Genomic DNA, 24,379 nt, shown 5'->3' with positions numbered 1-24,379 from the left:
GCCATGGCTTCAATGTCTCCCTCCCGACGCGCCTGGCAGCGGTTCAAGCGCAACCGCCAGGGCTACTGGAGCCTGGTGATTTTCTGCAGCCTGGTGGTGCTGAGCCTGTTTGCCGAGGTGCTGTCGAACGACCGGCCGCTGGTCGTGCGCTACGAAGGCAAGACCTATTTCCCCATCGTGCAGGAGCTGCCGGAGACCACCTTCGGCGGCGATTTCGGGTCGCCCACGGACTATCTCGACCCCTACATCCGCGACCGGATCACGCAGAACGGCAACTGGGCGATCTATGCACCCAACCCCTATGGCCCCAAGACGCTCAACTACTTCGCCAAGGAGCCCAACCCTTCGCGCCCGACCGCAGACAACTGGCTGGGCACCGACGACCGGGGGCGCGACCTGCTGGCGCAGCTGATCTACGGCTTCCGGGTCAGCGTGCTGTTTGGTCTGGCGCTGATGGTCATCGGCACGGTGCTCGGCGTGGTGACCGGCGCAGTCCAGGGCTTCTATGGCGGGAAGACCGACCTGGCATTCCAGCGCTTCATCGAGATCTGGTCGTCGATGCCGGAGCTTTACCTCCTGATCATCTTCTCGGCCGTGCTGTCTCCCAGCATCGGCTTGCTGCTGGTGCTGCTGAGCCTGTTCGGCTGGATGGGGTTGTCGGACTACGTGCGGGCCGAGTTCCTGCGCAACCGGCAGATGGACTATGTGCGCGCCGCGCGGGCCATGGGACTGTCCAACGGACAGATCATCTGGCGCCATGTGCTGCCCAACAGCCTGACACCGGTCGTGACCTTTTTGCCATTCCGCATGAGCGCATCCATCCTGGCGCTGACCTCGCTCGATTTCCTCGGCCTGGGTGTGCCACCGGGCACGCCGTCGCTGGGCGAACTGCTGAGCCAAGGCAAGAACAACATCGACGCCTGGTGGATTTCGATCTCGACCTTCGGTGTGCTGGTGGTGACCTTGCTGCTGCTGACCTTTATGGGCGACGCGCTGCGCGATGCGCTGGACCCCAGAAAGGCGGAGCGATGAGTGTGTTGCTGGATGTCCGCGGCCTGACCGTTTCGTTTGGCGGGAATGAGGTCGTGCATGGCATCGACTTTTCGCTGGACAAGGGCGAAAAGTTGGCACTGGTCGGTGAATCAGGCTCAGGCAAGACGGTGTCGGCGCTGTCGCTGCTGCGCCTGCTGCACAACGCCGAGATCGGTGGCTCGGCGGTGTTTGAAGGCCAGAACCTGCTGGCGCTGGACGAACACGCGCTGCGCGGCTTGCGCGGCGACCGCATTGCCGTGGTCTTCCAGGAACCCATGACCGCGCTGAACCCGCTGTACAGCGTGGGGGAACAGATCGCCGAGGTTCTGCAGCTCAAGCGCGGGCTGACCTCGACCCAGGCCAAAGCCTCAACCATCGAGTTGCTGGCGTCCACCGGCATTCCCGAACCCGCCCGGCGCGCGGGTGCATTTCCACACCAGCTCAGCGGTGGCCAGCGCCAGCGCGCCATGATCGCAATGGCCTTGGCCAGCGAACCGCAGCTGCTGATCGCCGACGAGCCGACCACGGCACTGGATGTCACGGTGCGGGCCCAGATCCTCGACCTGCTCAGCGACCTGCAGCGCCAACACGGCATGGCGGTGCTGCTGATTACCCACGACCTGAACCTGGTGCGGCGCTTTGCCGACCGGGTGGCGGTGATGGAAAAGGGCCATCTGGTGGAACAGGGCGCCGTCGCCTCGGTCTACGCCGCACCGGCCCACGCCTACACACGGCGGCTCCTGGCCAGCGAAGCACGGCGCGACGTGGTCGAGCCCCAGCCCGGCGCGCCCGAGGTGCTGCGCGCCGAAGGACTGCGCGTGTCCTACCCGGTGCCCATCGCTGGCGTGCGGGGCTGGTTCCGCAGCGGTTCCTTTGTGGCCCTGGCTTCGGCCGACTTTGCGATCCCGGCCGGAACCACGCTGGGCGTGGTGGGCGAATCCGGGTCCGGCAAGTCGACGCTGGCGCTGGCGGCACTGGGTCTGTTGCCGCACGAAGGCCGGCTGCGCGTGGCAGACACCGAATGGCAGCAGGCCAAAGCCGAAGGCAAGGAAAAAGCGCTGCGCCGTCGGGTGCAGGTGGTGTTCCAGGACCCGTTTTCGTCGCTGTCCCCGCGCATGACGGTCGAGCAGATCGTGGGGGAGGGCCTGAGCATCCACGCGCCGGAACTGAGCGCGGTGCAACGACGTCAACGGGTCACCATGGCGCTGGCCGACGTCGGCCTGACCACGGAGCCTGCACAGGCCGACGACTGGCTGGACCGTTATCCGCACGAGTTCTCTGGCGGCCAGCGCCAGCGACTGGCCATCGCCAGGGCGCTGATCGTGGACCCCAGCCTGCTGGTGCTCGACGAGCCGACCAGCGCGCTGGACGTGACCGTTCAACAACAAGTACTGGCTTTGTTGCAGCGCTTGCAGCGCGAACGGGGCCTGAGCTATCTGCTGATCACACACGACATTGCGGTGATCCGCGCCATGGCGCACGAGGTGCTGGTGCTCAAGGACGGGCAGGTGCTCGAGCACGGCGATGTCGCGCAAGTGCTGAACCATCCGCGCAACCCCTATACCCAGGCGCTGGTTCAGGCGGCATCCTGAGGCGATGAATTAGGATCGGCTCGGCGTCCGTCGCCTTGCCGAGCACAACTGACCACACGCCCAACCAAACGCTGCCCATGAACCCAAGCTTGAAGTCCACGTCGACACGGCCCGTGCCAGTGGACATGATTTCGCCCACCCGCTGGATCGAGCGCGGCTGGGAAGATCTGCGCGCCAATCCGCTGCCCGGACTGCTTCACGGACTGTTGTTGACCATTTTTGGCTGGTTTCTGCTTTGGCTGGCGCACGACCGTTTCTGGTTGCTGGCCGGCGCCTTCTCAGGTTTCCTGATCGTCGCGCCGGTGCTGGCCACCGGGCTCTACCACATCAGCCGCGAGCGCATGGCCGGTCGCAAGGCAGGGCTGGGCGACGTTCTGAACCTCTGGCGCTCGTTCGACGGTCGCCTGGTCCGCTTCGGTTTTCTGCTCGGCCTGGCTGGAACCGGCTGGGTCATGACGTCGGCAGGCCTGATCACCCTGTGGTCGCCGGTCCCGATCCTCAAACCGGTCGACTTTGTCCGCCACATCGTCCTGGTCAAGGAGGTCGGGCTGTTCGAAGCCTGGCTGGTGCTGGGGTCGCTACTGGCGGCACCTGTATTTGCATCCAGTGTGGTAGCCATCCCGATGCTGATCGACAAAAGCGTGCCGGTCAGCATGGCGGTCACGGCCAGCTGGCGCGCCGTGGCAGACTACCCGGCTCCGCTGGTGTGGTGGGCAGTTCTGATCGCCATGCTGGTCGGTCTGGGCATGGTCACTGGCCTGCTCGGGCTGATTCCCGTCATTCCAGTGATCGCCCACGCCAGCTGGCACGCCTACCGCGACCTTACCGCTCCCAAGTCTTCTGCGCCGGTGCCGGCCCATTGAGCAGCACCGTTTCCCTGTCAAATGGAAAACACGATATTTGGTCTGACCGAAGGTCAGATCGCCCAGTTCGGCCTCACCTTCGGTGTCGGTGCGTTCATTCTGTACATGCTCTTCATCGTGCTGAACCTGGCCCTGGAATCCAAGGCAGGCAAGTTCGGCACCTTCATCATTTTTCTCGTGCTCTCGCTGGGCATGATGGGTTTTCTGGCCAAAAACATCATTCAGTGGGTGTTGGGCATCTGAAATAGGTGTGCAGATCAGGCCTCGATCTTGCATATGGGGTTGCCAAAAGAGTACAATGCGAGCTTCACGACCAAATGGGCGGGTAACTACCGGCCCATTTTTTTTGGCCGATCGCTTTCGACAACCCGCATTTCCAACAAGGCAAGAACCGTAACCAATGGGCTGGCAGGACACCATCGCACAAACCGTGACCGGACTGGGTTTTGACCTGGTGGAAGTGGAGCGCTCCGCCGGTGGCTTGTTGCGCGTGACGATCGATCTGCCCTGGCAGGCGCCTGCCGAAGGTGTGGAACCTGCTCCCGAGCAGTTCGTGACGGTGGAAGATTGCGAAAAAGTGACTCGCCAGTTGCACTATCTGCTGGAAGTCGAAGGCCTGGATTACCGTCGCCTGGAAGTGGGCTCGCCGGGCATCGACCGGCCCCTGCGCCACGAAGCGGAGTACATCCGCTTCACCGGCCACTTGGTCGACCTGACATTGAAGGCGCCGATCGGCGCCACCGGCGGCGCTGTGGCCGCCAACCGCAAGAAGTTTCGCGGCACGCTGGAGCGGGCCGCCGATGGGGTGACGTGGCAGATCGTCTGGAGCGACGAGCCACCGGTCAAACCCGGACAGCGCGTGAGCAAGAAGCGCGTGCCGGCTCCCCTGCAGGCCCTGGGCTTCATGCTGGACGAAGTCCAGCAGGCCAGGCTGGCACCGATTGTGAATTTCAAGGGCCGTGGCAACGGCGCATGAGTTTGTTTTTGATTCGAGAAGAGTTTCGGAAAGGTAGGCGAGTGATATGAACCGCGAAATGTTGATGCTGATCGATGCCATCTCGCGCGAGAAAAACGTCGAACGCGACGTTGTGCTCGGCGCCGTCGAACAGGCACTGGCTTCGGCCACCAAGAAGCTCTACAAGGGCGAGGTCGATATCCGCGTGGCAATGGACCCGGATTCGGGCGCCTACGAAACCTTCCGCCGCTGGCTGGTGGTGCCAGACTCTGCCGGTCTGCAGAATCCCGACGCCGAAGAACTGCTCAGCGATGCCCGCGATGAAATCGCCGACATCGAAGAAGGCGACTACATCGAGAAGCCGGTCGAAAGCGTGCCGATCGGCCGCATCGGCGCCATGGCAGCCAAGCAGGTGATCCTGCAAAAGATCCGCGACGCAGAGCGCGAGATGCTGCTCAACGACTTCATGTCGCGCGGCGACAAGGTCTTCGTTGGCACGGTCAAGCGCATGGACAAGGGCGACCTGATCATCGAGAGCGGCCGCGTCGAAGGCCGCCTCAAGCGCGGCGAAATGATCCCGAAGGAAAACTTCCGCACTGGCGACCGCGTGCGCGCCATGATCATGGAAGTGGACCTGACGCTGCGCGGCGCACCGATCATCCTGTCGCGTTCCGCCCCAGCCTTCATGATCGAGCTGTTCCGCCAGGAAGTGCCCGAGATCGAGCAGGGCCTGCTGGAGATCAAGACCTGCGCCCGCGACGCTGGCTCGCGCGCCAAGATCGCCGTGCTGTCGCACGACAAGCGCATTGACCCCATCGGCACCTGCGTCGGCGTGCGTGGCTCGCGCGTCAACGGCGTGACCAACGAGCTCGCTGGCGAGCGCGTGGACATTGTGCTGTGGTCCGAAGACCCGGCCCAGTTCGTGATCGGCGCCCTGGCCCCGGCCAACGTCGTCTCCATCGTGGTGGACGAAGAGCGGCATGCCATGGACGTCGTGGTCGACGAAGAGAACCTGGCGATCGCCATTGGCCGTGGTGGCCAGAATGTGCGTCTGGCTTCCGAGCTGACGGGCTGGCGCATCAACATCATGACGGCCGACGAGTCGGCCCAGAAGCAGGCCGAAGAGGCCGACGGCATCCGCAAGCTGTTCATGGCCAAGCTGGACGTGGACCAGGAAATCGCCGACATCCTGATCGAAGAGGGTTTCACCAGCCTGGAAGAAGTGGCCTATGTGCCGCTGCAGGAAATGCTGGAGATCGAATCGTTCGACGAAGACACGGTCAACGAACTGCGCGCGCGTGCCAAGGACGCCCTGCTGACGATGGAAATCGCCCGCGAGGAAAGCGTCGAAGAAGTGTCGCAGGACCTGCGCGACCTGGATGGCATCACGCCCGAGCTGATCGCCAAGCTGGCCGACGGCGGCGTGCACACCCGCGACGAGCTGGCCGACCTGGCCACCGACGAACTCACCGACATGACCGGACAGACGCCTGAAGAGGCGACCGCCCTGATCATGCTTGCCCGCGCTCACTGGTTCGCCGGTGAGGAATCGCCTGCGTCCAACTGAACCGAGCAGGCCTGAGCGGAGAACAACACATATGACAAGTACCACCGTCGCCGAATTGGCCGCCGAGCTGAACAAGCCCACCCACACCCTGCTGGAGCAGCTGTCTGCCGCCGGGGTGCCCAAGTCCGCAGGGACCGATGCCGTCACCGAGGCCGACAAGCAGAAGCTCCTGGGCCACCTGAAGGCCAGCCACGGCACGGCCGGTGCCGAACGCAAGAAGATCACGCTGGTGAAGAAGTCGACCACCGAGATCAAGCAGGCCGACGCCACCGGACGAGCCCGCACGATCCAGGTCGAGGTTCGCAAGAAGCGGACGTTCGTCAAGCGCGACGACGAAGTGGCGGCCCCTGAGGTTGCTCCGGAGCCTGTCGAGCCAGCCGAACCGGTGATCGACACCGCCGAGCTGGCCCGCCGCGAAGAAGAAGCACGTCGCCAGGCAGAGCTGCTGCGCCGCCAGGAAGAAGAGCTGGCTCAGAAGCGCAAGGAACGCGAAGCCGAAGAGGCTCGCCAGGCCGAAGCCGCCCGTTTGGCTGCCGCCGCCGCGCTGGAAGCTGCTGCGAAGGCGCAGAAGGAAGTGGTCGTCGCGGCCGCTCCTGTGCCGCCCGCCGAATCCGAAGCGAAGCGACAGGCCGCCGCCGACCGCGATGCGGCCGCCAAGGCAGAAGCCGACAAGCAGGCAGCCGCCCGCCAGGCGGAAGAAACGCGCGCCCAGGATCTGCTGGAGCGTCGCCGCAAGGCTGAAGCCGAAGCCGCGAACATCCGCGCCATGATGGCCGCTCCGGCAAAGACTCTGGTGGCGAAGAAGCCGGAACCAACCCCCGATCCCAAGGCGATCAAGGGCACGTTGCACAAGCCGGCCGGCACCGCTGCCGCCAAGACGGCCGGCGCACCGGCTGCACCTGGCACCGCCGGCAAGAAGGAAGTCAAGTCGGAGAACCTGTCCTCGACCTGGAAAGACGACGCGGCCAAGAAGAAGGAAATCAAGACCCGTGGCGACACCAGCGCGGGCCGTTCCAACTGGCGCAGTGGTCCCAAGGGTGGCGGCCGCCGTGGCGACCGCGACAGCCGCGACAACGCCCAGAGCACCTTCGTGGCGCCGACGGAAGCCAAGGTCATCGAGGTGCATGTGCCCGAGACGATCACCGTGGCGGAACTGGCCCACAAGATGAGCCTGAAGTCGTCCGAGGTCATCAAGCAACTGATGAAGCTGGGTCAGATGGTCACCATCAACCAGCCGCTCGACCAGGACACCGCCATGATCGTGGTGGAAGAACTGGGACACACCGCCGTGATCGCGGCGCTGGACGATCCGGAAGCCTTCACCGACGAAGAAGCCGGCCAGCACCATGCCGAACTCCTGCCGCGCGCACCGGTCGTGACCGTGATGGGTCACGTCGACCACGGCAAGACCTCGCTGCTGGACTACATCCGTCGCGCCAAGGTGGCCGCTGGCGAAGCCGGCGGCATCACGCAGCACATCGGCGCCTACCACGTGGAAACCCCGCGCGGCATGGTGTCCTTCCTCGACACCCCGGGCCACGAGGCATTCACCGCCATGCGTGCCCGTGGCGCCCAGGCAACCGACATCGTGATCCTGGTGTGTGCCGCAGACGACGGCGTCATGCCGCAGACCAAGGAAGCCATCAAGCACGCGAAGGCGGCGGGTGTGCCCATGGTCGTGGCCCTGACCAAGATCGACAAGCCTGGCATCAACCTGGAGCGCGTGCGCTCCGAGCTGGTGGCCGAAGAGGTCGTGCCGGAAGAATTCGGCGGCGACGTGCCCTTCGTGGGCGTGTCGGCCAAGACCGGCGAGGGCGTCGATGCCCTGCTGGAACAGGTGCTGCTGCAGGCCGAAGTCCTGGAACTCAAGGCGGCGGTCGATGCCATGGCCAAGGGTCTGGTGATCGAAGCCCGTCTGGACAAGGGCCGCGGCTCTGTGGCCACTGTGCTGGTGCAAAGCGGCACGCTCAAGACCGGCGACGTGGTGCTGGTCGGTCAGACCTCCGGTCGCGTGCGCGCCATGCTCGATGAGAACGGCAAGCCGATCAAGGAAGCCGGTCCGTCGATTCCGGTGGAAATTCAGGGTCTGGCCGAAGTGCCTCAGGCCGGCGACGACTTCATGGTGATGACCGACGAGCGCCGTGCGCGCGAAATCGCCACCTACCGCGCCGGAAAGTTCCGCAACACCAAACTGGCCAAGCAGCAGGCTGCGAAGCTGGAGAACATGTTCTCGGACATCTCGGCGGGCGAAGTCAAGGTGCTGCCGATCATCATCAAGGCCGACGTGCAGGGTTCGCAGGAAGCGCTGGGCGCCTCGCTGCTCAAGCTCTCGACCGACGAGGTCAAGGTCCAGCTGGTGTTCTCCGGTGTGGGCGGCATCAGCGAAAGCGACGTCAACCTGGCGATCGCCTCCAAGGCCATCATCATCGGCTTCAACGTGCGCGCCGACGTGGGTGCACGCAAGCTGGCCGAGGGCAACGAAGTCGACCTGCGCTACTACAACATCATCTACGACGCCGTGGATGAGTTGAAGGCAGCCATGTCCGGCATGCTGGCACCCGAGAAGCGCGAAGAGGTCATCGGCTCGGCCGAGATCCGCACCGTGTTCGTGGCCACCAAGATCGGCACGATTGCCGGTTGTATGGTCACGTCGGGCCAGGTCACCCGCAACGCCCATTTCCGCCTGCTGCGCGAAAACGTGGTGGTCTACACGGGCGAGATCGACACCCTCAAGCGCCTCAAGGACGACGTGCGCGAAGTCAAGGAAGGCTTCGAGTGCGGTATCAAGCTCAAGAACTACAGCGACATCAAGGAAGGTGATCAGCTGGAGTTCTTCGAGGTCAAGGAAGTCGCCCGGACGCTGTAAGGATCGAGCCACACCATGCCCCGCAAGGCCTCCTCCGTTCCCAACCGCGGTTTCCGCGTGGCCGACCAGATCCAGCGCGATCTGGCCGAGCTGATCGCGCGCGAGCTCAAGGACCCTCGGGTGGGCATGGTGACGATCAACGCGGTCGAGGTAACGCCCGATTACGCGCACGCCAAGGTGTTTTTCAGCCTGCTGACCGGCGATCCAGAAGAAACCCAGCAGGGGCTGAACGCCGCCGCGGGTTTCCTGCGGACCGGCCTGTTCAAGCGCCTGCACATCCATACCGTGCCGACGCTGCACTTCGTCTTTGACCGCACCACCGAGCGCGCTGCCGACATGAACGCCTTGATCGCCAAGGCAGTTTCCTCCCGCGCAAAGGACGACTGAGCATGGAAGCGCCACGCACCAGGGCGCAGCGGCGCCCTGTGCATGGGGTGTTGCTGCTAGACAAACCGCTGGGACTCTCCAGCAACCAGGCCCTCCAGAAGGCCAAGTGGCTGCTGCGCGCCGAAAAGGCCGGCCACACGGGCACGCTGGACCCGCTGGCGACCGGCGTGCTGCCGATCTGCTTCGGCGCTGCGACCAAGTTCAGCCAGTTGCACCTGGACGCTGACAAGACCTATGAGACTGTGGTCCGTCTGGGCGTGACCACCACCACTGCAGACGCCGAAGGCGACGTGGTACAGACCCGCCCGGTGACCTGCACCCTGGGTCAGGTGGTCGAGGTGCTGGACCGGTTCATGGGTCCGATCACGCAGATCCCGCCGATGCACAGCGCCCTCAAGAAAGACGGCAAGGCGCTGTACGAATACGCCCGCAACGGCGAAACCGTCGAACGTGAACCACGCCACGTGGTGATCCATGAACTGGAACTGCTGGACCTGCAGCTGGACGGCGATGCGCCGTTCCTGAGCCTGCACGTGCAATGCTCCAAAGGCACCTACATCCGCACCCTGGGCGAGGACATCGGCGAAGCGCTGGGCTGTGGCGGCCATCTGACCCGCCTGCGCCGGGTGCAGACCGGTCCCTTCGACGCCAGCCAGTGCATCACCGTCGAAGCGCTCGAAGCGCTGGACGAGCCGCGGCGGCGCGAACGCCTTCTGCCGGTGAATGCCCTCCTGCCCGAACACACGCCCGTCACGCTCGACGGCGACAATGCCGGTCGATTCCTGAGCGGGTTGCGGCGCCGTGGCGCCTGGCCCGACCAGGAGCAAGTGGCCATCTACGGCCCGGTCGGCGAACCCGCATCGACACCGGTCCTGCTGGGCAGCGGCCACACCAAGGCTGGTGAACTCATCCCGGGGCGGCTGCTGAGCCCCATCGAAATACAGCAAATCCTGGAACCTGCAACATGAGCAAACAGATCCGCAACATCGCCATCATCGCCCACGTCGACCATGGCAAGACCACCATGGTGGACCAGCTTCTGCGCCAGTCGGGCACTTTCGCCGAGCACGAAAAGGTCGTGGACACGGTGATGGACAACAACGCCATCGAACGCGAGCGCGGCATCACCATCCTGGCCAAGAACTGCGCCGTGAGCTGGGAAGGCACGCACATCAACATCGTCGACACCCCCGGCCACGCGGACTTCGGTGGTGAAGTCGAGCGCGCCCTGTCGATGGTGGACGGCGTGGTGCTGCTGATCGATGCCCAGGAAGGCCCGATGCCGCAGACCCGCTTCGTCACCAAGAAGGCGCTGGCCCTGGGCCTGAAGCCCATCGTGGTGGTCAACAAGGTGGACAAGCCCGGCGCCAACCCCACCAAGGTGATCAACGAAGCCTTCGACCTGTTCGCCAACCTGGGCGCGACCGACGAGCAACTGGAGTTCCCGGTGGTCTATGCCTCCGGCATCAACGGCTGGACCTCGCTGGAAGAGGGCGCACCGGGCGAGCAGTGGGGCCCGAACATGTCGGCCCTGTTCGACACCGTGCTCAAGCACGTGCCAGCCCAGACTGGCGACCCGGCCGCGCCGCTTCAACTGCAGATCTCCGCACTGGACTTCTCCAGCTTCGTCGGCCGCATCGGCGTGGGCCGCATCAGCCAGGGCACGATCAAGCCCAACATGGATGTGCTGGTCATGGAAGGCCCCGATGGCAAAACCATCAAGGGCCGCATCAACCAGGTGCTGACCTTCCAGGGTCTGGACCGTGTGCAGGCGACCGAAGCCGGTCCTGGCGACATCGTGCTGATCAACGGCATCGCCGACATCGGCATCGGCGTGACCGTGACCGACCCGGCCAACCCGGCACCGCTGCCCATGCTCAAGGTGGACGAGCCCACCCTGACCATGAACTTCTGCGTCAACACCAGCCCGCTGGCAGGTCGCGAAGGCAAGTACGTCACCAGCCGCCAGATCTGGGACCGCCTGCAGAAGGAACTGCAATCCAACGTGGCGCTGCGCGTCAAGGAAACCGACGAAGACGGCATCTTCGAGGTGATGGGTCGCGGTGAACTGCACCTGACCATCCTGCTGGAGAACATGCGCCGCGAAGGCTACGAACTGGCCGTGTCCAAGCCGCGCGTGGTGTTCCGCGAGATCGACGGCGAAAAGTGCGAGCCCATCGAGCTGGTGACCGCCGACATTGAAGAGCAGCACCAGGGTGGTGTGATGCAAGCCCTGGGCGAGCGCAAAGGCGAGCTGGCCAACATGATCCCGGACGGCAAGGGCCGTGTGCGCCTGGAATACCGGATTCCGGCGCGTGGCCTGATTGGCTTCACCAACGAGTTCCTGAACCTGACCCGCGGTTCTGGCCTGATCGCCAACATCTTTGACGGCTACGAGCCCCACAAGGGCGACATCGCCAGCCGCAAGAACGGTGTGCTGATCTCCATGGACGACGGTGAAATCTTCACCTACGCGCTGGGCAAGCTCGACGACCGCGGCCGCATGTTCGTCAAGCCCAACGACCCGGTGTACGAAGGCATGATCGTCGGCATCCACAGCCGCGACAACGACCTGGTGGTCAATGCCACCCGCACCAAGCAGCTGACCAACTTCCGCGTTTCGGGCAAGGAAGATGCGATCAAGATCACACCCCCGATCGACCTGACGCTGGAATACGGCGTCGAGTTCATCGAGGACGACGAGCTGGTCGAGATCACGCCCAAGAGCGTGCGCCTGCGCAAGCGCTACCTCAAGGAACACGACCGCAAGCGCGCTTCGCGCGACGCCTGATGAGCAGGGTGGCTGGCGAAAGGCCACCACCGCGCTCTCCCTCAACGCCATGCCTCTTCAGCTGCTCAGCCGCCTGAGCCATACCCAGGCGGTGCTCCTCATGGTCGTGGTGACCCTGATGTGGTCCATCGCCGGTGTGGTGTCCCGCCAGCTGGAAGCCGCCGCGCGGTTCGAGGTGACCTTCTGGCGCAGCGCCTTCACGGCCCTATCGCTGCTGGTCATTCTGCCGCTGTGGCGCGCGGCAGATCGCAACGCGAGCCTGTCCAATGTCCCGGCTGGCCAGGGTGTCCTGGAGCGCCACTGGGGTTTGCTGCCGCGCTCGAAGGCCTTCTGGACATCGGGCCTGTGCTGGGCCTCGATGTTCACCGCCTTCATGCTGGCGTTGACCTTCACCAGCGTGGCCAATGTCCTGGTGATCATGGCGGCCGGCCCGCTCTTCACCGCACTGGTGGCGCGCGTGTTCATCGGTCAGCGCCTGCCGATGCGCACCTGGGCTGCCATCGTCGCCGCCGGATTTGGCATCGTCTACATGTACGGCAGCCAGATGTGGGCAGCGTTCACCGATCCGGCCGCCAACGCGTCCGGCCTCGTGCTGGGTTCCCTGGCATCGCTGTGCGTCCCGGTGGCCGGCGCGATCAACTGGACCGTGGTGCAGCGCAGCCAGCAGCAGGGTGAATCCATCGATCTGGTGCCTTCGGTGCTGGTGGGCGCACTGATTTCGGCCTTCGCCACGTTGCCGATGGCCCTGCCGTTTGCCGCCACAGCCAGAGACATCGCCTGGCTGGCCTTGCTGGGGCTCTTCCAGCTGGCGATCCCCTGTGCGCTGGCGGTGGTCTGTGCGCGTTCGCTCAAAGCTCCCGAGGTCTCGCTCCTGGCCCTGCTGGAAGTGATCTTCGGCATCGTCTGGGCCTGGCTCTGGGCCAACGAAACGCCGGGCAGAGAGGTCATACTGGGCGGCAGCGTGGTCATTGGCGCACTGCTGGCCAACGAGGTGCTGGCGTGGCATCGTCGTTCTGCCGCCGTACCTCTCGCCGCACCAGATGAAAGCGGCGCCACGCCACACTGAAACTCCCGAGGAGAACGGAAGATGAGCCAAGAGACCCCTGCATCCCACGTCATTGCCGAAGTCCGTGGGCGCGTCGGCTGCATCACCCTCGACCGGCCCAAGGCGCTCAATGCACTGTCCCTCGGCATGATCCGCGACATCACGGGGGCATTGCTCGCCTGGCGCGCCGATCCACAGGTGTTTGCCGTCGCTGTCCGTGGCATGGGCAAGGACGGCCCGTTCGGCGCCTTCTGCGCTGGCGGGGACATCCGCTTCTTTCACCAGGCCGCGCTGTCCGGCAATCCTGAGCTCGAAGACTTCTTCACCGAGGAATACGCACTCAACCACCTGATCCACACCTATCCGAAGCCCTACATCGCGTTCATGGACGGCATCTGCATGGGTGGTGGCATGGGCATCAGCCAGGGCGCCAGCCTGCGCATCGTCACCGAACGCAGCAAGATCGCGATGCCCGAAACCGGCATCGGGCTGTTTCCCGACGTGGGTGGCGGTTACTTCCTCAGCCGCTGCACCGGCCGCCTGGGCGAGTACCTGGCTCTGACTGGCCTTGTGCTGGGCGGCAATGAAGCCCTGTCAGCGGGCCTTGCGGATGCGCTGATGGACAGCGGCCGGCTCGCCGGACTGTGGGACAGCCTGGGTCAGACACCCTACGAAAACGGGGAGTCTGTCGAGCGCTGGTGCCTGAACCATGTGCAGAAGGCCCCGCTGAAGACCACGTTCCCCCAAGCAGAAATTGACCGCGTGTTCTCGCTGGAGAACATGGGCGAGATCTTGAAGGCGCTGGAAGCCGGGGAGGGCGAATGGGCCTCCGGGACCGCGGCTTTGTTGCGCAAGCGCTCGCCACTGATGCTTCACGTGGTGCTGGAACAGGTGCGTCGGGCGCGTGGCATGGGCCTGGCCGAAGAGTTGCGCATGGAGCGCGACCTGGTGCGCCGCTGCTTCCATCTGCGTCCGGGCGCCGCTAGCGAAACGGTCGAAGGCATCCGCGCGCTGGCGGTTGACAAGGACCATGCACCGCGCTGGAACCCGGCGCGCATCGAGGACGTCACCCCGGCATCCGTCGCGGCCTTCTTCGACAGCCCCTGGCCGGCTGCGTCACACCCGCTGCGCACGCTGGGCTAAGGGCCAGAAAAGCGCTCAGCGCGCGCGCTGCTTCATCGCGCGCTCGACCTCGCGCTTGCCTTCGCGGTCTTTGATGGTGTCGCGCTTGTCGTGCTCGGCCTTGCCCTTGCCGAGTGCGATCTCGCACTTGACCTTGCCGCTTTTCCAGTGAAGGTTCAGCGGCACCAGCGTGTGACCCTTCTGCTCAACCTTGCCGACCAGGCGCCGGATCTGTTCCTTGTGCAGCAAGAGCTTCTTGGTCCTCACCGAGTCCGGGCTGACATGGGTCGAGGCGGTGTTGAGCGGATTGATCTGGCAGCCGATCAGGTACAGCTCTCCCTCACGGATCACCACATAACCATCGGTGAGCTGCACCTTGCCTTCCCGCAGCGCCTTGACTTCCCAGCCTTGCAGCACCATGCCCGCCTCGAAGCGTTCCTCGATGGCGTAATTGAACAGCGCCTTGCGGTTTTCGGCGATGCGACTGTCCGCGCTCTTGGCGCCGGGTTTGCTGGGTTTGGTGGACATGAAGGGGAAGTTGGGGCCAGAGGTGGCCCATACAATGGGCGCTGATTGTATGAAAACGATTCAGAAGTCCGTCCTGCTCTGGCACAGCGCACACGAAATGTTCGCGCTGGTGACCGATGTCCAGCACTATCCGCAGTTTCTGCCCTGGTGCGATCACAGCGAGGTGATCGAACACGATGAGCATGGCATGGTGGCCCGCGTCGGCATGGCCATCAGTGGCATCAAGCAAAACTTCACCACCCGCAATCGGCACGTCGACGATCGCCAGGTGCTGATGGAGTTGGTGGACGGCCCGTTTTCCCACCTGCAGGGCGCCTGGGACTTCACACCGCTGGGGGATGGCAGCCAGCGCGCGTGCAAGGTGGAGTTCAAACTGACCTACGGCTTCTCCAGCCAGACCCTGGCGACCTTGGTCGGGCCGGTGTTTGACCGCATCGCAGCCAGCCTGGTGGATGCCTTCGTCAAGCGCGCCGATCAGGTCTACGGCACATGATGCGCGTCACCCTGGTCCATTCCCCCGCGCCGCGTGAAGCAAATGAACTGGAACTGGCATTGCCGGAGGGCGCTTCGGTCAGGGAAGCTTTAGAGCGCGCCGGGTGGCAAGATCAACTCCAGGGATTGGCCGCCGAGCAACTGACGGCCGGCATCTGGGGCCGCAAGACGACGGCAGATGCGGAACTCAGGGAAGGTGACCGCCTGGAAATCTACCGCGGGCTGCGGGTCGATCCGAAGGTGGCGCGCCGTGAGCGGTTCGTGGGTCAGGGAGCCCGCGGCGCGGGTTTGTTCTCGAAGCGGCGCCCCAACAGCAAGGCTGGTTACTGAACCTTCCAGTCGCTGGCTCCGTTCAAGGCTTGGCCTGTGCGGAGGCCGGCGCAGCAGAGGTGGGAGCCGGCATTGGACCGCAATCGGAGCGGACGACGTCGTCGGCACGCTTGGCTTCTGCGGCACGGGCCTTGTCGTCCAGAATCTCGCGCTCACCCTTGGCATTCGTGGTGGACAGCCGGGTCCCGGCGTCCAGCGTGGCCTTGGCGCGCTTGGCACGTTCGCAGTTGTCGGCACGTGCCTTGGCGTACTGCTCGGCTTCGGCCTTCTTCTTGGCCTGAGCGGCTTCTTCGGCCTGCTTCTCGGCCAGCTTCTTCTTGGCTTCGAGCTGCTCGTCCTTGCCGCTGACCTTCGGCGCAGCGGCTGGCGCCGGGGTGCTGCCCGTGGCTCCCGCTGTCGCAGGGGCAGTCGCCGGTTCGTTCAGCTTGGGTTCCGGCCGGTTGCCGGGCTTGCGCAGGATGTTCTTGTCCGGCGTGCCGGGCGGCGGCGCGGTGTCGCTGAAGACCTTGTTGCCGGCGCTGTCGATCCAGAGCCATTGCGCCATTGCCGTGCCGCTGGCCAGGGTGGCACAGGCAGCCAGCGCCAGGGCGCGCCAGAAAGGGGAGGGTATGTGACGGCTAGACATCGGGTCAGTTTAACCCGGTGCCCCAGCCCGCCGCCATGACCAAGGTGTGGTTGGGTGACGAAGTAGCACATTTGGCGGCGAAACGGTGTTGACAGACCCGGATCGTGGCTTTTGGGTCCGCCAGAGGTGCGCAGCCGCCCCGGGTACAATCGTGTTTTTGGAGCTTTACCCCATGCGCCTCCTCGGCAAAGCGCTCACTTTCGACGACGTTCTGCTCGTCCCAGCGTACTCGCAGGTCCTGCCCAAGGACACCTCTCTCGCCACCCAGTTCTCTCGCAACATCCAGCTGAACCTGCCTTTGGTGTCGGCCGCGATGGACACGGTCACGGAGGCCCGGCTGGCGATTGCCATCGCCCAGGAAGGCGGCATCGGCATCATCCACAAGAACCTGTCGGCCCAGGATCAGGCGGCGCACGTGGCCAAGGTCAAGCGCTATGAGTCCGGCGTGCTGCGCGATCCGGTGGTCATCAGCCCTTCGACGACCATTCGCCAGGTCATGAAGCTGTCCGACGAGCTGGGCGTTTCCGGCTTCCCGGTGGTAGATGCCGGCAAGGTGGTCGGCATCGTCACCGGCCGCGACCTGCGTTTTGAGACCCGTTATGACCTGCCGGTCAGCGAGATCATGACGCCGCGCGAGCGTCTGGTCACCATGCCCGACGGCACCACCCCGGCCGAGGCCAAGACCCTGCTGAACAAGCACAAGCTCGAACGACTGCTGCTGGTGAACGACGCCTTCGAGCTCAAGGGCCTGATCACGGTCAAGGACATCACCAAGCAGCTGAACTTCCCCAACGCCGCGCGCGACGCTGCCGGCCGCCTGCGCGTGGGCGCGGCGGTGGGTGTGGGTGAAGGTACGGAAGAGCGGGTCGAAGCGCTGGTCAAGGCCGGTGTGGACGCCATCGTGGTGGACACGGCCCACGGCCACAGCAAGGGCGTGATCGACCGCGTGCGCTGGGTCAAGCAGAACTACCCGCAGGTCGACGTGATCGGCGGCAACATCGCCACCGGCAGCGCCGCCCTGGCGCTGGTGGACGCGGGTGCGGACGGCGTCAAGGTCGGCATCGGCCCTGGCTCCATCTGTACCACCCGCATCGTCGCCGGTGTCGGCGTGCCGCAGATCATGGCGATCGACAACGTGGCCACCGCGCTGCAGACCACCGGTGTCCCGATGATTGCCGACGGCGGCATCCGCTACAGCGGTGACATCGCCAAGGCCATCGCGGCCGGCGCCAACACCGTGATGATGGGCGGCATGTTCGCCGGCACCGAAGAGGCGCCGGGCGAGATCGTGCTGTACCAGGGCCGCAGCTACAAGAGCTACCGCGGCATGGGCTCCATCGGCGCCATGCAGCAGGGCAGCGCCGACCGCTACTTCCAGGAAAGCAGCACCGGCAACCCCAACGCCGACAAGCTGGTGCCCGAAGGCATCGAAGGACGCGTGCCCTACAAGGGCTCGGTCGTGTCGATCATCTTCCAGATGGCCGGCGGCATCCGCGCCTCCATGGGCTACTGTGGCTGCCCGACCGTCGAGCACATGCGTGCCAAGGCGGAGTTTGTCGAGATCACGTCGGCCGGCATCCGCGAAAGCCATGTGCACGACGTGCAGATCACCAAAGAAGCACCCAATTACCGCGCGGACTGACCGGTCCCGCTCCTCAGGCCGTCCACCGGGACGGCCTTTTTCTTTTCCCTGCAGACATCACCGCACGCCATGCAGCACCAGAAAATCCTCATCCTCGATTTCGGCTCCCAGGTCACCCAGCTGATCGCTCGCCGTGTGCGCGAAGCGCACGTGTACTGCGAAGTGCATCCCTGCGACGTCAGCAGCGAATGGGTGCGTGAATTCGCCGCCGACGGCCAGCTCAAGGGCGTGATCCTGTCGGGCAGCCATGCCAGCGTCTACGAAGTGGACGACAAGGCACCCGACGCGGTGTTTGAGCTGGGCCTGCCGGTGCTGGGCATCTGCTACGGCATGCAGACCATGGCACAGCAGCTGGGCGGCAAGGTCGAGGCAGGCAAGACGCGCGAATTCGGTTACGCCGAGGTGCGCGCCCGCGGCCACACAGCCCTGCTCAAGGGCATCGAGGACTTCCACACCCCGGAGGGCCACGGCATGCTCAAGGTCTGGATGAGCCACGGCGACAAGGTCACCGAGATGCCCGCAGGCTTCAAGCTCATGGCCAGCACCGACAGCTGCCCGATCGCCGGCATGGCCGACGAGTCGCGCGGCTACTACGCAGTGCAGTTCCACCCCGAGGTGACGCACACGGTGCAAGGTAGGGCATTGCTGGAGCGTTTCGTGCTCGACATCTGCCAGACTCGCCCGGACTGGGTCATGCGCGACCACATCGAAGAAGCGGTGCAGAAGATCCGCGAACAGGTGGGTGACGAAGAAGTCATCCTCGGCCTGTCCGGTGGTGTCGACTCTTCCGTGGCTGCGGCCCTGATCCACCGAGCCATCGGCGACCAGCTGACCTGCGTGTTTGTCGACCACGGCCTGTTGCGCCTGAATGAAGGCGACTTGGTGATGGACATGTTCGTTGGCAAGCTGCACGCCAAGGTGATCCGCGTGGACGCGGCCGACCAGTTCCTCGGTCACCTCGCCGGCGTGAGCGATCCGGAAGCCAAACGCAAGATCATCGGCCGCGAATTCGTCGAGGTGTTCAAGGCCGAAGCCGCCAAGCTCATCTCAAGTGGTGCATCAACAAAGGGTGCCAAGTGGTTGGCACAAGGCACTATTTACCCGGACGTGATTGAGTCCGGCGGAGCCAAGAGCAAGAAAGCCGTCACCATCAAGAGCCACCACAACGTGGGCGGCCTGCCGGAGCAACTGGGCCTGAAGCTGCTCGAACCGCTGCGCGATCTGTTCAAGGACGAGGTGCGCGAACTCGGCGTGGCGCTCGGCCTGCCGCACGACATGGTGTACCGCCATCCCTTCCCGGGACCTGGCCTGGGCGTGCGCATTCTGGGCGAAGTGAAGAAGGAATACGCCGACCTGCTGCGCCGGGCCGACGCGATCTTCATCGAAGAACTGCGCTCCACCATCGACCACCACAGCGGCAAGAGCTGGTACGACCTGACCAGCCAGGCCTTCACCGTGTTCCTGCCGGTCAAGAGCGTCGGCGTGATGGGCGACGGCCGCACCTACGACTACGTGGTGGCGCTGCGCGCGGTGCAGACCAGCGATTTCATGACCGCCGACTGGGCGGAGCTGCCGTACGCGCTGCTCAAGAAGGTGTCCAGCCGCATCATCAACGAGGTGCGCGGCATCAACCGCGTGACCTACGACGTCAGCTCCAAGCCGCCCGCGACCATCGAGTGGGAATGATCTGAGGGTCAGCCGGGCAGGTTCCTGAAAACGGCGCGCTCGGGGTCCGCCGGACCGTGCGCCAGGGTATCGGGTGCTGGCACCCGGATCAGGCTGCGGGCCTGTGAAACGGTGCCGTGCAGCCACGCGTCCTGATCCTGCTCCCAGATCGGGACCACGGTGCGCTTGTCCTGCCGGCCGGGCGGAAGCTTCGGGTCTGGCCTGTGCATCAGTTCCAGGACGGGGTGGCCGTCGCAGTTCTGCGTGAGCATGGTGTAGCTCAGAAGTTGCTCGCCGCTGGTGGGGTCGGTCCACCGGTTCCACAGACCGGCCAGCATCCACGAAAGGCCGTCTGCCCGCCTGAAGTGCCAGGGTGTGGACCGCGGAGCGGCGCTCAGCATGTCCGCTCTGTGGATTCCCCAGTAGGGTTCCTGGTACCACCAGGCCGGAATCAGGCAGCGTTGTCCCGTGTTCCACGGGCCGCGAAACGTCCATGCCGTTGCCACGGTTTCACAGCGTGCATTGTTGGTCGACAGGGGGCGCCCGCTGGACCGGTTCACCGGCTTGCGGGTCGGGGAATCGGGCGGGATCATGCCCCACTGACCGACGCCTGCCAGTCCTTCCTGAAAGACAAACACGCCGTTGTTCAGGGGTCCGACGACCATCGGCCAATCCGGCGTGTCTTCGGTGACGCGGGCAAGAACCTGGGTTCTCAGCGTCATGCGATCGGTGGTGCCATACAGGTTGCACATGTCGACAGCATACGATTGCCGCGCCATCTTCATCGTGCCCGGTGCTGTGCGGGACAATGGCGCCATGAACGACGCCGACTACATGGGCCTGGCCCTGCAAGAAGCCCAGGCTGCACACGCCGCGGGCGAGGTACCGGTTGGCGCCGTTGTCGTTCACCAGGGGCGGGTGGTCGGCATCGGGCGCAATGCGCCGATCCACTCCCACGACCCGACAGCCCATGCCGAGATCGTCGCCCTTCGGGCGGCGGCCCAGGCCTTGGGCAACTACCGGCTGGACGACTGCGAGCTGTTCGTGACCCTGGAGCCCTGCGCGATGTGCAGTGGCGCCATGTTGCATGCGCGCCTGCGGCGGGTCGTCTTCGGTGCAAGTGATTCCAAGACTGGCGCCGCGGGCTCGGTGCTTGACCTGTTCGGCCAAGCCCAGCTGAACCACCAGACCCAGGTACAGGGCGGCGTGCGGGCGCAAGAGTGTGGAGCACTGCTCAGCGATTTCTTCAAGGAGCGACGCGAACAGCAGCGTCGCGAAACCCACCTGCTGCGCGACGATGCTCTGCGCACACCCGACCATTGCTTCGACGCACTGCCGGACTACCCCTGGTCGCCGCATTACCTGAGTGACCTGCCTTCTCTGGACGGCCTTCGGCTGCACTACGTTGACGAGGGACCCAGGGACGCTCCCCGCACCTGGCTGTGTCTGCACGGCAACCCCGCCTGGAGCTACCTGTACCGAAAGATGATCCCCGTCTTCACGGACGCTGGCGACCGTGTGGTCGCGCCCGACCTGATCGGCTTCGGCAAGAGCGACAAGCCAAAGAAGGACGCGTTTCACCATTTCGACTGGCACCGCGCTGTGCTGCTCGAACTGGTCGAACGGCTGGATCTCCGGCATGTGATCCTGGTGGTGCAGGACTGGGGCGGCCTGCTGGGCCTGACGCTGCCCATGGCCGCGCCGCAGCGGTACCAAGGCCTGCTGGTGATGAACACCACGCTGGCCACTGGCGATGTGCCACTGTCGCCGGGCTTTCTGGCCTGGCGCGAGATGTGCGCTCAGAGGCCCGACTACGACGTGTCGCGGCTGTTTGCGCGCGGCAATGCCCACCTGAGCGCCGCCGAGTGCGCGGCCTATTCAGCCCCATTCCCTGACCGTGGTCACCGCGCCGCTTTGCGTGCCTTCCCGGCGATGGTGCCCGAACAGACCGACGAAGAGGGCGCGCCCATCGCCCGCGAAGCGCGTGATTTCTGGCGTCATCACTGGCAGGGCCAGACCCTCATGGCCATCGGTACCCAGGACCCGGTACTGGGCGAACCGGTGATGCGCCAGCTTGCCCAGTCCATTCGCGGCTGTCCAGCACCGATACTGCTGCCCGAGGCCGGACACTTCGTGCAGGAGCACGGCGAGCAGATTGCGCAGCTGGCCTGCGGACATTTTTCCCGTTGAAATCCTTCGATCCCCATTCATGAGCCACATCTACATCTACTCACCCTCCAGCGCCGTGCGCGACAAGGCCGCCTTTCGCCGGGGCGTGAAGCGGCTCCAGGCACTGGGCCATGAGGTCGAGATCGACGAAGCCGCCCTGAGCAGCCACCTGCGATTTGCCGGCGACGACGCCACTCGCATCGCAGCGATCGGGCGGGCGGCCGCCAGCGGCGCCGACGTCGCGCTGATTTCGCGCGGAGGCTACGGCCTCACCCGCATCCTGCCAGACCTGCCGTACAAGGCGCTGGCCAGGGCGGTCGAGCGCGGCACGCAGTTTGTGGGTCTGAGCGACTTCACCGCCCTGCAGTGCGCACTGCTGGCCAAGACCGGCGCGGTGACCTGGGCTGGCCCGGCGCTGGGTGAGGACTTCGGTGCCGAAGCGCCCGACGACATCATGGAAGCCTGCTTCGACGATCTGGTCGACGGTCAGGGCGAAGGCAGTGGCTGGCAGTTGCCGAAGAAAGACCTGCCGTGCCTGCCCTTGGCGAAAGGCGGGGAGGGCGCAGCCCTGCATCTGCGCAAGTCCACCCTCTGGGGCGGCAACCTGTCGGTGCTGTGTTCACTGGTGGGCACGCCGTGGCTGCCGCCGATCAAGGGGGGTGCGCTGTTCCTGGAGGACGTCAATGAACACCCGTACCGGATCGAGCGCCAGCTGACGCAGCTGCTGCGCGCCGGCATCCTGGATCGCCAGAAGGTGATCCTGCTGGGCAGCTTCAACCGCTTCAAGACGGTGCCGCACGACCGGGGATTCAAGCTGCAGACAGTGATCGACTGGCTGCGGACGCAGACCAAGACCCCGGTGCTGACCGGACTGCCGTTCGGGCACGTACCGACCAAGGTCTTGCTGCCCGTGGGGCAGGATGTGGAACTGCTGGTGCAGGGACGCGATGCCCTGATCTTCTGGGGTTAGGGAAGGGCCTTGCGCTGGACGGAAGCTTCAGCGAACCAGCCGCGAGGATTCCATCAGGCTCTTGGGAATAAGTCCCTGGAAAACAGGAGACAGGCCACGCACCAGATCAACCGCCTTGGCCTCACCGTGCAAACGGCTGAGGACCGCAACCATCTCGGCGCGGGCGAACCACAGTGCGTGGGCGTCGTGCACATACATGAGACGGTGTTTCAGGCGGGGATTGGCCTTGGCGCCTTCTTCTCCGAGCGCAGAGAGCATGGCCTGCCTGACCGGCTCCAGCGACTCGGGTGAGTGCTTCCGGACTTCATTGCCCAGCAAGGCAGAGATGCTGTGGCGAAGGGAGGGCTTGATCCAGCGCATGTGGCAATCCTCAACGACAAAATGGTATTTATGGACTCAGGATACGGCCGCAAACCCGGGTCCAGCAAGGGGGGGCATCGTGATAGAAGTCAATAAAACAACAGCCAAATCAATCGTTTAGAAAGACTGTTTAAGATATTGCGTGTACAGATCACCAAAGGTTCGAGACCCTTCGGTTGCATGGCCTGATCGAACGGCTGGCAGAAGATAGAACCTTTGGACACAGCTATCCGAAAAGCGAGAACTGGGCTTAATAAAAGCCACTTCTCGGTCGATGGAAAAGGACTGTTCGTGATAAACCACACACCTTTGCGCCGGACCCGGCGACCTGCCGACCGCTTCACCCTGTAGGGTGCTCCGGAATATTGTTACGACTCCATGGCCGAACTGACGATTGCCTTTGTGGACCTGACCGGTAGCGTCTCGGTGTTCGAGACGCTGGGCAATGACCGGGCGGCCAAGGCGGTGACCAAGCTCACCCAGTGGATCGGAGCCATGGGGCTGGAGCACAACGGCAAGGTGGTCAAGATGCTGGGCGATGGCGTGCTGCTGTCGTTCACCAACAACCGCATGGCCGTGGAGTGCATGAGCACCATCCAGCTTGAACATTCGCAGCGCGTCGCGCAATGGCCGAACCGTCTGAAGCTGATGATGCAGATCGGCATGGCGCGCGGCCAGGTGGTGCAGGTCGATGGCGACTGTTTTGGCGACGCGGTCAATGTGGCATCGCGCCTGAGCGATCTGGCGGGTCCGGAGCAGATCCTCTGCAACGACGTCGTGATCCGCAAGCTCGGCAAAGGGCACCATGTGCGCAGCCGCAGCCTGGGGCCGATCCGGATCAAGGGACGGGTCGAGCCGGCGGAGGTGTTCCGCATCGAATGGCAGACCGAGATGCTGTCGGAGTTCCTGACATTGCCGGCCGACCTGCATGCTTTGCGCAAGACCACCGAGTCGGTGTTCGGCGGCATTGAGTTGGGCTGGCTCGATGCCAGCCAGTCGTTCAACCTCACCGACCTGCCGCTGAAGATCGGCCGCGTGCCGGAGGCCGATTTCGTGGTCAACGATCCGCGGGTATCGCGCATGCATGCGGCGATCGACATCCGCTCGGGCAACTACCTGCTCGAAGACACCAGCAGCTATGGCACCTGGGTGCGTTTTTCCGGTGCCGAAAACGCCATCGCACTGCGCCGCCAGGAATGCCTGCTGCACAGTGATGGCGAGTTCGCGATGGGCGCACCCTTCACCGACATCAGCGCCCCGACCGTGAGCTTCCGCCTGGTGGACGGCCAGATGGTGCTTGGCCACGGTCCCCTGCGGTCCTGATCGCGCTCCTGCGCTACACGCTTTCCCGGTGACGTCGCGGCGGTGTTGGCCGCTA

23 protein-coding genes are annotated in these 24,379 nt (G+C 64.7%); 19 read left to right on the top strand and 4 right to left on the bottom strand.

Features of this window, described 5'->3' with window-relative positions; translation table 11 throughout:
• Nucleotides 1-3 precede the first annotated feature (3 nt).
• The 12 genes from ACLIJ1_RS05700 to ACLIJ1_RS05645 all read left to right on the top strand — a co-directional run bounded on the left by ACLIJ1_RS05700 (nucleotide 4) and on the right by ACLIJ1_RS05645 (nucleotide 14,241).
• Nucleotides 4-1,032: an ABC transporter permease gene (locus tag ACLIJ1_RS05700; protein ID WP_411364500.1), complete on the top strand. Its 1,029-nt coding sequence runs from the start codon at nucleotides 4-6 to the stop codon at nucleotides 1,030-1,032.
• Nucleotides 1,029-2,624: an ABC transporter ATP-binding protein gene (locus ACLIJ1_RS05695; protein WP_411364499.1), complete on the top strand. Its 1,596-nt coding sequence runs from the start codon at nucleotides 1,029-1,031 to the stop codon at nucleotides 2,622-2,624. Before ACLIJ1_RS05700 ends, ACLIJ1_RS05695 begins: the two co-directional genes overlap by 4 nt.
• Nucleotides 2,625-2,701: 77 nt before the next feature.
• On the top strand, nucleotides 2,702-3,487 hold the full coding sequence (locus tag ACLIJ1_RS05690) for a DUF2189 domain-containing protein (protein WP_411364498.1): 786 nt from the start codon (nucleotides 2,702-2,704) through the stop codon (nucleotides 3,485-3,487).
• 21 nt (nucleotides 3,488-3,508) lie between these two features.
• On the top strand, nucleotides 3,509-3,730 hold the full coding sequence (locus ACLIJ1_RS05685; protein WP_411364497.1) for a DUF2788 domain-containing protein: 222 nt from the start codon (nucleotides 3,509-3,511) through the stop codon (nucleotides 3,728-3,730).
• Nucleotides 3,731-3,887: 157 nt separating this feature from the next.
• The gene (gene rimP, locus ACLIJ1_RS05680) at nucleotides 3,888-4,463 is read left to right on the top strand and encodes a ribosome maturation factor RimP (RefSeq protein WP_411364496.1); all 576 of its coding nucleotides are present in this window, start codon (nucleotides 3,888-3,890) and stop codon (nucleotides 4,461-4,463) included.
• Between the two features lie 46 nt (nucleotides 4,464-4,509).
• Nucleotides 4,510-6,009, top strand: a complete 1,500-nt coding sequence (nusA, locus tag ACLIJ1_RS05675) for a transcription termination factor NusA (protein ID WP_411364495.1) — start codon at nucleotides 4,510-4,512, stop codon at nucleotides 6,007-6,009.
• Between the two features lie 31 nt (nucleotides 6,010-6,040).
• A complete protein-coding gene (gene infB / locus ACLIJ1_RS05670) occupies nucleotides 6,041-8,875 on the top strand; it encodes a translation initiation factor IF-2 (protein WP_411364494.1) in 2,835 nt (944 codons plus the stop codon).
• 15 nt (nucleotides 8,876-8,890) lie between these two features.
• Nucleotides 8,891-9,262 (top strand): 30S ribosome-binding factor RbfA, encoded by a 372-nt coding sequence (gene rbfA, locus ACLIJ1_RS05665; protein ID WP_411364493.1) that lies wholly within the window; start codon nucleotides 8,891-8,893, stop codon nucleotides 9,260-9,262.
• 2 nt (nucleotides 9,263-9,264) lie between these two features.
• Entirely contained in the window at nucleotides 9,265-10,230 is a 966-nt protein-coding gene (truB, locus tag ACLIJ1_RS05660; RefSeq protein WP_411364492.1) for a tRNA pseudouridine(55) synthase TruB, read from the top strand.
• Nucleotides 10,227-12,053, top strand: coding sequence for a translational GTPase TypA (typA, locus tag ACLIJ1_RS05655; RefSeq protein ID WP_411364491.1), 1,827 nt, complete (start codon nucleotides 10,227-10,229; stop codon nucleotides 12,051-12,053). The genes truB and typA overlap by 4 nt, the downstream gene beginning before the upstream one ends.
• Before the next feature lie 49 nt (nucleotides 12,054-12,102).
• The gene (locus tag ACLIJ1_RS05650; protein WP_411364490.1) at nucleotides 12,103-13,119 is read left to right on the top strand and encodes a DMT family transporter; all 1,017 of its coding nucleotides are present in this window, start codon (nucleotides 12,103-12,105) and stop codon (nucleotides 13,117-13,119) included.
• Nucleotides 13,120-13,140: 21 nt separating this feature from the next.
• Nucleotides 13,141-14,241, top strand: coding sequence for an enoyl-CoA hydratase/isomerase family protein (locus ACLIJ1_RS05645; RefSeq protein ID WP_411364489.1), 1,101 nt, complete (start codon nucleotides 13,141-13,143; stop codon nucleotides 14,239-14,241).
• A 15-nt stretch (nucleotides 14,242-14,256) separates the two neighbouring features.
• Here the strand turns inward: ACLIJ1_RS05645 and smpB are convergent, their stop codons facing one another.
• Nucleotides 14,257-14,748 carry an SsrA-binding protein SmpB gene (gene smpB, locus ACLIJ1_RS05640; RefSeq protein ID WP_411364488.1) on the bottom strand — a complete coding sequence of 164 codons (492 nt, stop codon included), beginning with the start codon at nucleotides 14,746-14,748 and terminating at the stop codon, nucleotides 14,257-14,259.
• A gap of 49 nt (nucleotides 14,749-14,797) precedes the next feature.
• Here smpB and ACLIJ1_RS05635 point away from each other — a divergent pair, with 49 nt between their 5' ends.
• Together ACLIJ1_RS05635 and ACLIJ1_RS05630 are read left to right on the top strand one after the other, a co-directional pair.
• Nucleotides 14,798-15,241: a type II toxin-antitoxin system RatA family toxin gene (locus tag ACLIJ1_RS05635; protein WP_411364487.1), complete on the top strand. Its 444-nt coding sequence runs from the start codon at nucleotides 14,798-14,800 to the stop codon at nucleotides 15,239-15,241.
• The gene (locus tag ACLIJ1_RS05630) at nucleotides 15,241-15,570 is read left to right on the top strand and encodes an RnfH family protein (protein ID WP_411364793.1); all 330 of its coding nucleotides are present in this window, start codon (nucleotides 15,241-15,243) and stop codon (nucleotides 15,568-15,570) included. Before ACLIJ1_RS05635 ends, ACLIJ1_RS05630 begins: the two co-directional genes overlap by 1 nt.
• Before the next feature lie 22 nt (nucleotides 15,571-15,592).
• Here the strand turns inward: ACLIJ1_RS05630 and ACLIJ1_RS05625 are convergent, their stop codons facing one another.
• Nucleotides 15,593-16,195 carry a DUF4124 domain-containing protein gene (locus ACLIJ1_RS05625; protein WP_411364486.1) on the bottom strand — a complete coding sequence of 201 codons (603 nt, stop codon included), beginning with the start codon at nucleotides 16,193-16,195 and terminating at the stop codon, nucleotides 15,593-15,595.
• Nucleotides 16,196-16,367: 172 nt separating this feature from the next.
• Between ACLIJ1_RS05625 and guaB the strand changes: the two genes are divergently transcribed.
• Together guaB and guaA are read left to right on the top strand one after the other, a co-directional pair.
• Nucleotides 16,368-17,837 (top strand): IMP dehydrogenase, encoded by a 1,470-nt coding sequence (gene guaB, locus ACLIJ1_RS05620; protein WP_411364485.1) that lies wholly within the window; start codon nucleotides 16,368-16,370, stop codon nucleotides 17,835-17,837.
• A gap of 69 nt (nucleotides 17,838-17,906) precedes the next feature.
• Nucleotides 17,907-19,523: a glutamine-hydrolyzing GMP synthase gene (gene guaA, locus ACLIJ1_RS05615; protein WP_411364484.1), complete on the top strand. Its 1,617-nt coding sequence runs from the start codon at nucleotides 17,907-17,909 to the stop codon at nucleotides 19,521-19,523.
• An 8-nt stretch (nucleotides 19,524-19,531) separates the two neighbouring features.
• Here the strand turns inward: guaA and ACLIJ1_RS05610 are convergent, their stop codons facing one another.
• Nucleotides 19,532-20,287, bottom strand: coding sequence for an SOS response-associated peptidase family protein (locus ACLIJ1_RS05610; RefSeq protein ID WP_411364483.1), 756 nt, complete (start codon nucleotides 20,285-20,287; stop codon nucleotides 19,532-19,534).
• A 31-nt stretch (nucleotides 20,288-20,318) separates the two neighbouring features.
• On the opposite strand from ACLIJ1_RS05610, the gene tadA reads away from it, so the two are divergent.
• Together tadA and ACLIJ1_RS05600 are read left to right on the top strand one after the other, a co-directional pair.
• A complete protein-coding gene (gene tadA / locus ACLIJ1_RS05605) occupies nucleotides 20,319-21,692 on the top strand; it encodes a tRNA adenosine(34) deaminase TadA (protein WP_411364482.1) in 1,374 nt (457 codons plus the stop codon).
• Nucleotides 21,693-21,711: 19 nt separating this feature from the next.
• Nucleotides 21,712-22,641 (top strand): LD-carboxypeptidase, encoded by a 930-nt coding sequence (locus ACLIJ1_RS05600; RefSeq protein ID WP_411364481.1) that lies wholly within the window; start codon nucleotides 21,712-21,714, stop codon nucleotides 22,639-22,641.
• A gap of 27 nt (nucleotides 22,642-22,668) precedes the next feature.
• On the opposite strand, the gene ACLIJ1_RS05595 is transcribed toward ACLIJ1_RS05600, so the two are convergent.
• The gene (locus tag ACLIJ1_RS05595; RefSeq protein WP_411364480.1) at nucleotides 22,669-23,001 is read right to left on the bottom strand and encodes a hypothetical protein; all 333 of its coding nucleotides are present in this window, start codon (nucleotides 22,999-23,001) and stop codon (nucleotides 22,669-22,671) included.
• A 378-nt stretch (nucleotides 23,002-23,379) separates the two neighbouring features.
• Here ACLIJ1_RS05595 and ACLIJ1_RS05590 point away from each other — a divergent pair, with 378 nt between their 5' ends.
• Entirely contained in the window at nucleotides 23,380-24,324 is a 945-nt protein-coding gene (locus tag ACLIJ1_RS05590; RefSeq protein WP_411364479.1) for an FHA domain-containing protein, read from the top strand.
• The last annotated feature ends 55 nt before the right edge of the window (nucleotides 24,325-24,379 follow it).

Origin of the sequence: Hydrogenophaga sp. RWCD_12 (assembly GCF_046604225.1) — a bacterium.
GTDB lineage: Bacteria > Pseudomonadota > Gammaproteobacteria > Burkholderiales > Burkholderiaceae_C > Hydrogenophaga.
The sequence above is the reverse complement of the archived record's forward strand: the minus strand, read 5'-3'. Positions and strand labels throughout refer to the sequence as shown.